Here is a 9,775-nt window from a genome sequence, read left to right as displayed (position 1 = left end):
TTCAAACAGAATTAGATAAATTGTAATCCATTATACATGCTCGTCACTGCTAGTGGTGGCGAGTTTCTTACTGAAGTCGCGGAAGTATCACACGAAATATCGATCCTTGCTGAACTATACTGGTTAATTCAATCTTTCCGTTATGAGCTTCGACGATGGCTTTGACCAAAGATAGTCCTAATCCCATCTCCCCTCTTTGCAAGGAACGAGATGGATCAACTTTGTAAAATCTGTCGAAAATGAGCTTCTGCTCCTCGGGCGTCATTCCTATTCCGGTATCTTCCACTTCAATCCGAACTTCATCCGCATCGGCAGAACAGCTTATTTTTATAAGGCCTGAAGAAGTGAATTGCAATGCGTTCTTTAAAAGGTTTATCAGTACTTGCCGGAGACGGTCCTCATCTCCCATTATCGTGAGGTTATGATGGCTACCAGAACATTCGTTGGTAAGCTGAAGCTCCTGCTCATCAGCCAATATACGCATTTGATCTGTAACTTGTTCCACCATCTTGCATAAATCAATGGTTTTATATTGGAGTGGTGCTTGACCGCTGCGCAATCGTTCCAGATCCATAGTGGTCTGTACCATTCGGATCAATCGTAAGGTTTCATTTTCAATCATAAAATAAACTCGCTGCTGTTGATCATTCTGTATATATCCGTTCCGAAGCGCCTCAATCCAGCCACGAATCGATGTGAGCGGTGTTTTTATTTCATGAGATAAGTCGGCAAATAGCTGTGAACGTAAGAGTTCAAGCCGTTCGACTTCTTTTGAAGTGATTTCAAGGTTTTGGCTCATTCGATTCAAATCATGGGCAAGGTCCGCAATTTCATCCTGACCTTTTACTGGAATTTGTTTGCCAAATTCCCCATCGGCTATTATCCGGGTCATTTCACGCATGGTGGAGATTCTACTTTGTAATCGTCTAGCTAATAAAATGCTTATAAAAAATACAGATAGCATGAGAATGGCAGTTACTTTCCATAAAAGACTTTGTAATTCTTTGGTTGCTATTTCAATTTCGTTTAACGGGGAAGCGATAAGCAAAGCTTCATCTTGTTGAACAGGCATGATGAGAACCGTCATAGGAATGCTAAAGTGTTGTCGGTCTTGGCGAAATTCTAATTTTTCTCCCTTGTTCAGTTTTGCCCAATCCGAATCTCCCAGATTTATATTGGAAGCGTTTGGATTAGGTGTGTTTTGGATCGGTACATTTTTTTTGATTAATTGTATGTGCAATGATACATCTCGACCATTTGATGGCTGAACAAGGCTTGGGTTTAAAATTAAATAAGACCCTATTTTTTCAAACTGCTGTATTTTTAATTGATATAGGAGATTCGGAAGCAGCATGTAAGTTGAGCCGACGATCAGAGTCAACAAAAGTCCCGATACGAATATATGACTGATAAAAAGCTGGTGGAAAAATCTAAGTTTCATCGACGATATCCCCATCAAATTTGTAACCAGATCCCCACACAGTATGAATCCAAGAATAAGGCGGAGTAGAAATTTTCCTTCTTAACCGTTTAATATGAGCATCTACGGTACGATCATCGCCAATATAATCATATCCCCAGATAGTTTCGATTAATTGTTCTCGTGAAAATACATGTTTTGGATGTCTTGCTAAGAAAACAAGAATATCAAATTCTTTTGGCGTTAAACTTTCGATCATTTGATTATGTAAGACAACCTCACGAGTGTCTAGGTTAATTTGATAGTTTTGCCCCGCAATAAAATTGTCTTGAATTTGATTGCTGGTGACCACCTGAGTAATGGAACCAAAAGTTTCCATGCGCCGCAAATGAGCTTTTATCCGTGCTAAGAGCGCGAACGGACTAAATGGCTTAGTAACATAATCATCAGCGCCTCCTTCAAGGCCGATGACTAAATCGACGACATCATCTTTTGCAGTCAACATAATGATAGGAAGCGTAGTTGTAATTTTGCGAATTTCCTGCAACAAAGTAATCCCGCTGACCCCTGGTAACATCCAGTCTAGCAAAAGTAAGTCGGGAGGGGTTTGTTGAATATACTCGATCACTCCAGTAGAATCAGAGAACCTCTGAATTTTATATCCATCTCTAATTAGAAAAACTTGAAGCATTTCAAATACTGTTGGGTCGTCTTCCACAATTGCGATTGTAGACATCATAGCTCACCTCTAATTCATTATTGTCGCACAATTTCTCGTGTTTGTATATATGGGGAGTAGCCGCAATATCCAAACCATCAAGGAAATACGACAGCCGTCTGCTGATATTAAAATTGTTAACCAATATTATTTTTAGTTGACATAAATAATCAAGAAAGTTTATTCTTGTTTTAGAGGAAAAAGGAGGGCGTTTTAGTTGAAATTAAAAGCACTTGATTTAACACTTGCATCCATGTTTGTTGGTCTAATGGCGATTGGAGCGAACATCACCGCACTTGTACCATTCATGGTAATAGGAGGTGTCCCCATTACCTTGCAAACCTTCTTTGCCATTTTAGCGGGAATCATCCTGGGCAGCCGGCTAGGAGCGATTTCAATGACGGTATATGCCTTGGTTGGGCTAGCAGGTGTTCCTGTTTTTGCGCAGTTCAGCGCAGGATTTTCCACATTGATCAGCCCTACATTCGGATTTATTCTATCGTTTATTTTAACAGCTTATGTAGCAGGCAAGGTTGTTAAGAATAATCGTTCACTTGCAGCTTTCATCTCAGCAGCACTCGCAGGTCTTTTTATTAATTATGTAGTAGGTACAAACTGGATGTATTTTGCCTATAAATTATGGGCGGCAGCACCAGAAGGATTCACGTATAAGCTGGCATGGCTCTGGATGGTTGCTCCTCTTCCAAAAGACATTATTCTAGCTGTTTTAGCTGGAATGATGGGCCATAGGCTCGAAAGAACTATTCTTTCAAAGGGAAGTTTCAAACATTTACGAAAAGCTGTTTAACGTCAAAGAAGCGAAGAGAGCAGAAACCTATTCAATATAGAAGAAAAGGCATAACAGATAAAGTTCTGATATGCTTTTTTTCTTGTCCTTTATTCTTGGCACCGTGCATACAATAAAATGCTAAAAGGTTTCCGGGGAGGATTACGATGGTACAGTTATTTGAAAAAGCAATAATCGGAATGGCTCTGTTACGATTTTTTTCGGGGAGCCTTGAAATATTCGCAGCCGTACTCATCTTAAAATTTAATGATGTAGAAAAAGCTCTTATTGTTAATAGCACCCTTGCTTTTGTTGGCCCTCTCATCCTTATCGCAACCACGGCGATAGGGTTACTTGGTCTTTCTGATCGAATTTCATTTCAAAAAATGATATGGATCCTTTGTGGTGTTGCGTGTATTTTATATGGCGTGAAAACCGAGTAGGTTTAAATTGCTATTTTATAATGAGACGCAGATTCTGTTCGTTTGGGTCGACAATTCTAGATAAAATCTCTTCTGAAATATTAACAAAAACCTGCTGAGTTTTCTGTCTTGGTCTTGAAAGATTAATGTTTTTACTTAAGACAATTTTTCCATCTTCAATTAGGATGACTCGATCAGCAAGAGCAACAGCTTCTTCTACATCATGTGTTACTAGGATGGTTGTGATTTTTTCTTTCTCCCATATACATTCAATAAGTTCCTGCATTTCCAGTCTTGTAAGTGCATCCAATGCTCCTAGCGGTTCATCCAGGAGCAGAATCTCCGGTTTATGCACCAGCGCTCTTGCAAGTGCAACCCTTTGTTTTTGCCCTCCCGAAAGCTTTGAGGGCCAATCATGCATTCTACCTTCGAGCCCTACATCTCTTAACGCAGCGATTGCAGTTTGTCGCCAGTCCCCTTTCAAGCCCAATCCGACATTTTCGAGGACTCTTTTCCACGGAAGCAGACGTCCATCCTGAAACATGATTCTTGCCTGTGTATTGAGACCTGCAAGTTCCTTGTCTTTAATCGAAATCGATCCTTCGTTGTAATGTTCCAGTCCTGCAATTAACCGCAAAAGGGTACTTTTTCCACAGCCGCTTTTTCCTACAATGGCAATAAATTCACCCTGGTTTACTTTCAAATTGATTCCATCCAATACAACAGTATGATCAAAACTCTTTTTCAATTGATTGAGGTGAATATGCGGTACTCGAGCATCCTTTTTCATTCCCGAACCTCCTCGTTGATTATGTCTTCCACTTAAGCCATTTTTCTTCCATATACTTCGCAACCATATCAGAGAATTTTCCAAACAAAGCATAGATGAGAATGCTTAACACAATGACATCCATCTGCATAAATTCTCTTGCATTCATGGCCATATAGCCAATTCCTGAGTGAGCAGAAATGGTTTCTGCGACAATCAATGTGAGCCACATCACTCCTAGTGAAAATCGGATGCCAACTAAGATGGAGGATAAAGCTCCGGGGAAAATGACTGAAAAAAACAATTTGGATCCTCGTAATCCATATGCTTTGCCCATTTCAATCAAATCACCTTCCACATTTTTAATTCCGTGATACGTATTAATATACACCGGAAATAAAACACCGAGAGCGACGAGAAAAATTTTGGAAGTCTCATCTATTCCAAACCATAAGATCACTAAAGGAATCAGCGCGAGGTGCGGAATATTCCTTAGCATTTGTATCGACGTATCAAGCAATAGATCAGAAAAACGGAAGATTCCGTTCATGATTCCAAGGAAAAAGCCAAGAAGGCCACCAATCAGAAATCCAAGCGTTGCCCTTCCCAGGCTGATCGAGATATGATCAGTCAACTCCCCTGTACTCGTCAATTCAATTGCCGCTGTAAATACGTCACTCGGGGCCGGCAATATTCTATCTGAAATGACTCCATTCCATGAAAACAGCTGCCATAATACCAATAATAATACCGGTAAAGCCCAGGGAATCATCCGGCGTATACCAGCCTTAAAACGAGCTTGCATAAAATTTCTCCTCCTAACCCACTCAATCCATCATTGCTTCCTCTACATGAATTTCTTTAGGGATGATTTTCAGATGATAGAAAGTATCTGCCTTTGCTTGCTGTTCCTTTTTGATTTCATCTGTTAAGGGGTCGACTCCGTACTCTCGTCTTTGGACGGCCATTTCTATCGATTTTTCATCAATTTTCAGCAGTGGGGCAATCATGGTCACAAGTTCTTTCTGATGACCATTTGCCCATTCTGATGAATGTTGGATCTGATTTACAATAATCTCAAGGATTTCTTTATTTTTTTTCGCGTAGTTCGCGTTCGCAACGAAAAAATCACGGTCAGATGTCAATCCTTCTCCATTCACAAGCAATGTAGCATCAGAATTTAGTTGAGTGTCAGCAGTGAATGGGTCCCACGTTACCCAGGCATCAATACTTCCTTGTTCGAAGGCGACTCGAGCGTCCCCTGGCTGTAGGTAGGCTGGAGTGATATCGCTATAATCAAGACCTGCTTTTTCTAATGCCTTAACAAGTAGGTAATGGGAGCTTGAACCTTTGACAAAGCCGATCTTCTTCCCTTTTAAGTCAGCCAGAGATTGAATCGGAGAATTCTTTGGAATGAGAATTCCACTACCCTCATATTTTGAATATCCAGCAGCAACATAGACAATTGGCGAACCGGAGGCCTGTGCAAATATTGGCGGTGAATCCCCTGTTCTTCCAAAATCGATGCTTCCCGCATTTAAAGCTTCCATTAATGCAGGTCCTGCCTGAAATTCCTTCCATTCAACTTTTACTCCTTTTTTCTCCAGCTCCTTTTCCACCGTGCCCAAAGACTTTAATATAACTAGCGGACCATTTTTTTGATAGCCAATTCGAATGGATTTATCAGAAGACATAGCATCTTTCCCTTGCTGCGTTCCCCCATCTTGACTGCAACTCGTCAGGACAAGGGCGAAAAACAATACAAAACCTGTAAAAATTTTTTTGTAAAACAATGAATTGAATCTCATTTCCCTACTCCCCTTGAACTCCATTTGTAACTGATTTAGCCTATGTAAAAGGAAAAAAGTAGGTTCCTGAATCGAACAAAATAAAAAACATAAAAAAAATCAAAGCAGGTAAACTAACCAGAAAGTGAATTGAAGATTCGGAGGGAACATAGATGGGAATGTTTAGTGAAAAACCTGAAAATGAACCTCTACATTCAGGTGAAGTATTTAATTTATGGTCGCATCTTTATGCAACAAAAGGGTATATGGTCACACTGCAAATTTTTATCAATCATACTGGGGATCATGATTTGAAGGTTTTTTTAGAGGATTTGCTGGAGAATTGTTATAAGCAAGAGGAGCAGCAAACAGAAGCGATATTGAAGCAAAATGGAATCCGTCTTCCGCCAGCACCTCCTGCCCGACCTGATGTACAGGTGGAAGATATTCCTGCAGGTGCACGTTTCAATGATCCGGAAATTGCTTTATTAGTACAACGGGAATTGGTGGTCGGCAAAATAAAGGACAGTTATATAATGGGCATCGCAATCAGATCAGATATACCAGAAATGTTTGGTGAGTTTCATGTTCAAAAAAGTGAGTATGAAGACAAGCTAATGAAAATCATGAAAGAAAAAGGTTGGATTGTAGCGCCGCCAATCAATCTAAAATAAGAATTTTTCATAAAGGATGTGCAGGATTTTTGGCAAAAAAAAATAAAGGGATGCTGATTGCTGCCATCGGGTCTATCCCATTAATTATGACATTGGGGAATTCGATGCTTATCCCCATTCTCCCAAAAATGAAATCAGAACTAGGATTGACACAGCTTCAGGTTAGCTTAACCATTACCGTTTTTTCGGTTGCAGCAGCAATTTTTATTCCCATTCTTGGCTACTTGTCTGACCGATTCTCAAGGAAGATCGTTATCCTGCCAGCGCTGATTTTATATGGTGTAGGTGGTTTACTTGCCGGTTTTGCTTCTAATGTGCTGACGAATTCCTATATTTGGATTCTTATTGGCAGGACTCTCCAAGGAATCGGTGCAGCTGGGACCGCGCCGATAGCAATGGCGCTCACAGGCGATTTATTTAAAGGCGGTGAACAAAGCCGCGTTCTCGGCATTGTGGAAGCTTCAAACGGCTTAGGAAAAGTTTTATCGCCGATCATTGGCTCGCTGCTTGCAATTGTTGCCTGGTTTGCCGTTTTTTATGCCTTTCCGGCGATCTGTCTTATATCTATCATCCTCACCTGGATGTTCATTAAAGAAAAGCGAAATCGACAGGCACCTCCTCCATTTGAAAAGTATGTACATGGTCTAATGAATGTTTTTAAAATGGAGGGCAGATGGCTATTTACTACCTATCTTGCGGGTGCGACCTGTTTATTTACCCTATTTGGAATACTCTTCTATCTTTCAGATACTCTAGAGGTCCAATACGGCATTAATGGGGTCAAAAAGGGACTGATTTTGGCAATCCCTTTGCTTGTTCAAGGTGGTACTGCCTATATAACAGGCGCAAAAATCGGGAAAAACATGCTGGTGATGAAGCGCCTGACCGTTCTTGGTTTTCTGCTGATGACCTTGTCCTATGTCAGTTTAGTTTTTGTGGAAAAAATAGTCCCATTTTTGTTTATCCTGATCTTTAGCAGTATCGGAACAGGATTGGTACTCCCTTGTCTCAATAGTTTAATCACAGGTTCAGTTGGCAAGGAAATGCGCGGTTTTGTCACATCGCTATATGGCTCTGTGCGTTTTCTAGGTGTTGCAGTCGGTCCGCCTGTCTTCACTCGGTTAATGGATTGGTCGCGTACGGGTATGTTTCTGTCAATCGCTACTCTGACATTTATTGTAGGTTTGCTAGCAATTCTGACGATTCACGTTAGTAAGCCAAGCGGAGAAAAGGAGAAATATTCAGCCTTCCGATATAATTATGTTTAACTATTTTCTTCGCCAGTCTAAAGTGTATGCCTGATGAAAACGATAGTAATACACAATATCCACGATTTTCGTGGAAATCCATTGACTAATCAGTGCTTGCACAATGAGTTCGATGTTAATAAGGAAGCCAGTCATAATAAAAATACTGCTATTAATCCAAAAAAGTGCAGGACCGGGAAGCGAGTTTCTCCTTCTGGCAAGAATGAGGGCAATGACCCCGACACCACCATTGGAAACTCCTTCCCTAAGTAATATGCCGATTCCGGTTCCTAAAAAGATCGATCCGATGAGTAAATCAAACCATTCATTTCGGTTCACAGTCAGATAATATTGTTCACAAAACGCTACCGTTATTGAGGTTATGGTGATAGCAAGCATCGTCCATAATGCGCTTTTGTTCCCGAGGTATTTTGTGGCGACCACTAGCATGGAGAAATTGACGATCCAAAGAGCAAATCCCATATCAAGGTGAAAAAAATAATTTAATAGAACAGCTATTCCACCTGCGCCACCCGAAGGGATCGCGTGTGGAAATAAAAAAAGCCCCATTCCCAACCCTTGAATGGTTCCTCCTGCAACAACCAAACCGTTTTTTTGGAAAAAAGCGATCATAAGCGCATCCCATCTTTTTAAAGTATTAGATCTTTTTGGATAAGCTATCATTCATTATTATTCCTTTTGTCCATTTTATATGTATCAAAGATTTAAGCATGGAAGCTATCAAATGGAGGAAACAACGGAGTGACTATATGAAAACAGACATCATTTCTACCGAACATATTATCATGATCATAGTTGCCATTAGTACAGGGACCTGCGCCCGCATCCTCACTGTTAAGGAGGATTTTCGGCAATATCCCAGTTACCCTAATGGTTATCTTACGAACCTTGTGACTGGATTTGTAGCAGCAGCTCTCGGAGCCGTAGCAATTCCAGCTCTAATGACAAAGAACTTTATTGCCGTTACCTTCCTGACATTGGCCATCCAGCAGTTCCGAGACGTCAGAAAAGCCGAAAGAGAAAGCTTGAAAGATCTGGAAGATGCAGAATATACAAGCAGGGGAAATGCCTATATCGATGGAATCGCCAAAACTTTCGAGGCTCGCAATTATTTTGCACTGATCGTTTCATTCGGATCTGCACTGACAATGCAATTAATCAACAGCAAGATCATGGCGATTAATATCGTGTCAGGTATTATCACCGGTTTTATCCTTTTATTTGTACTGAAACGATTCTCTAAAGGAAAAACGATTGGAGACATAGCGGAAGTTGAATCAGGAATCATATCCCTTAAAAACAATGATTTATATGTTAATGGTATCTATGTAACAAATCTGCTTGGATCGGATGATGCATCGTCTTTATTTCAAAAAGAGGGAATTGCCGCTGTGATCAGTCCCAATGAGGAAAGATTCCGAATCACTTTGGATCATTTTGGTCAGCAGCAAGCTGCCTTGTTTGAAGCTACACGGACACTTGGCCTTAAACGCTACCACTATACAAGAAAGGATTTTGAAAATGGAAAAGTCATCATTACCTTTGTTCCCATACTTAAAGACGCCGACCGTTTAATCGAAGCAATCAAAAAAACTCCACTGCTTGAAAGTACAAAAAAGAACAAAGATGTTCTTAGCACTAATTTTGTTGGGAGGAATTAAAAATATGGGACAGGAAATAGGCGGAATTCCCCGATTTGATATCATTGCCTTGGTCACCCTTTCTAAAGACCGGGTGATCGGCGGACGGCAGCTAACCTTGCTTGCGGAGAATAAAGAAGAACAAGATGCAATCTCTCAGGAACTAGCAACAACGCTCAAGGGAGACATAGTGAAACTAACATTTGGCGACCAGATGGTGGTTAGGAGGACTCAATAAATCCCTTCGTTTTAAAATGGGTAAATAGAATGAAATCTCTCTTTTTCGTTTG

General features: G+C 40.5%; 12 protein-coding genes. 6 read left to right on the top strand and 6 right to left on the bottom strand.

What is annotated here, in order from left to right; all coding sequences use genetic code 11:
* Window positions 1–67: 67 nt before the first annotated feature.
* Together UB32_RS06585 and UB32_RS06580 are read right to left on the bottom strand one after the other, a co-directional pair.
* Complete coding sequence (locus UB32_RS06585) at window positions 68–1,441, bottom strand: sensor histidine kinase (RefSeq protein WP_044392229.1); 1,374 nt, start codon at window positions 1,439–1,441, stop codon at window positions 68–70.
* Window positions 1,431–2,159 carry a response regulator transcription factor gene (locus UB32_RS06580; RefSeq protein ID WP_044392227.1) on the bottom strand — a complete coding sequence of 243 codons (729 nt, stop codon included), beginning with the start codon at window positions 2,157–2,159 and terminating at the stop codon, window positions 1,431–1,433. The genes UB32_RS06585 and UB32_RS06580 overlap by 11 nt, the downstream gene beginning before the upstream one ends.
* A gap of 196 nt (window positions 2,160–2,355) precedes the next feature.
* On the opposite strand from UB32_RS06580, the gene UB32_RS06575 reads away from it, so the two are divergent.
* Both UB32_RS06575 and UB32_RS06570 read left to right on the top strand, forming a co-directional pair.
* Window positions 2,356–2,946 carry a biotin transporter BioY gene (locus UB32_RS06575; protein WP_044392225.1) on the top strand — a complete coding sequence of 197 codons (591 nt, stop codon included), beginning with the start codon at window positions 2,356–2,358 and terminating at the stop codon, window positions 2,944–2,946.
* Window positions 2,947–3,092: 146 nt separating this feature from the next.
* A complete protein-coding gene (locus tag UB32_RS06570; protein ID WP_044392223.1) occupies window positions 3,093–3,368 on the top strand; it encodes a YqhV family protein in 276 nt (91 codons plus the stop codon).
* A 10-nt stretch (window positions 3,369–3,378) separates the two neighbouring features.
* Here the strand turns inward: UB32_RS06570 and UB32_RS06565 are convergent, their stop codons facing one another.
* From UB32_RS06565 to UB32_RS06555, 3 genes are read right to left on the bottom strand one after another with little or no spacing between them, the layout of a single operon-like run.
* The gene (locus UB32_RS06565; RefSeq protein WP_044392221.1) at window positions 3,379–4,137 is read right to left on the bottom strand and encodes an ATP-binding cassette domain-containing protein; all 759 of its coding nucleotides are present in this window, start codon (window positions 4,135–4,137) and stop codon (window positions 3,379–3,381) included.
* A 19-nt stretch (window positions 4,138–4,156) separates the two neighbouring features.
* A complete protein-coding gene (ssuC, locus tag UB32_RS06560) occupies window positions 4,157–4,921 on the bottom strand; it encodes an aliphatic sulfonate ABC transporter permease SsuC (protein ID WP_044392219.1) in 765 nt (254 codons plus the stop codon).
* A 22-nt stretch (window positions 4,922–4,943) separates the two neighbouring features.
* A complete protein-coding gene (locus UB32_RS06555; protein ID WP_044392217.1) occupies window positions 4,944–5,924 on the bottom strand; it encodes a sulfonate ABC transporter substrate-binding protein in 981 nt (326 codons plus the stop codon).
* 152 nt (window positions 5,925–6,076) lie between these two features.
* Here UB32_RS06555 and UB32_RS06550 point away from each other — a divergent pair, with 152 nt between their 5' ends.
* On the top strand, window positions 6,077–6,577 hold the full coding sequence (locus UB32_RS06550; protein ID WP_044392215.1) for a DUF3231 family protein: 501 nt from the start codon (window positions 6,077–6,079) through the stop codon (window positions 6,575–6,577).
* 50 nt (window positions 6,578–6,627) lie between these two features.
* Window positions 6,628–7,845: an MFS transporter gene (locus tag UB32_RS06545; RefSeq protein WP_044392246.1), complete on the top strand. Its 1,218-nt coding sequence runs from the start codon at window positions 6,628–6,630 to the stop codon at window positions 7,843–7,845.
* Here the strand turns inward: UB32_RS06545 and UB32_RS06540 are convergent, their stop codons facing one another.
* Window positions 7,846–8,508, bottom strand: a complete 663-nt coding sequence (locus UB32_RS06540) for a YitT family protein (protein ID WP_241768441.1) — start codon at window positions 8,506–8,508, stop codon at window positions 7,846–7,848.
* Window positions 8,509–8,594: 86 nt separating this feature from the next.
* Between UB32_RS06540 and UB32_RS06535 the strand changes: the two genes are divergently transcribed.
* Window positions 8,595–9,506 carry a YIEGIA domain-containing protein gene (locus tag UB32_RS06535; protein ID WP_044392213.1) on the top strand — a complete coding sequence of 304 codons (912 nt, stop codon included), beginning with the start codon at window positions 8,595–8,597 and terminating at the stop codon, window positions 9,504–9,506.
* 4 nt (window positions 9,507–9,510) lie between these two features.
* Complete coding sequence (locus tag UB32_RS06530) at window positions 9,511–9,723, top strand: capping complex subunit for YIEGIA (protein WP_044392211.1); 213 nt, start codon at window positions 9,511–9,513, stop codon at window positions 9,721–9,723.
* Window positions 9,724–9,775: the final 52 nt, after the last annotated feature.

Source organism: Mesobacillus subterraneus, assembly GCF_000934845.1.
GTDB lineage: Bacteria > Bacillota > Bacilli > Bacillales > Cytobacillaceae > Mesobacillus > Mesobacillus stamsii.
This window is presented reverse-complemented; position numbering and strand designations above follow the sequence as displayed.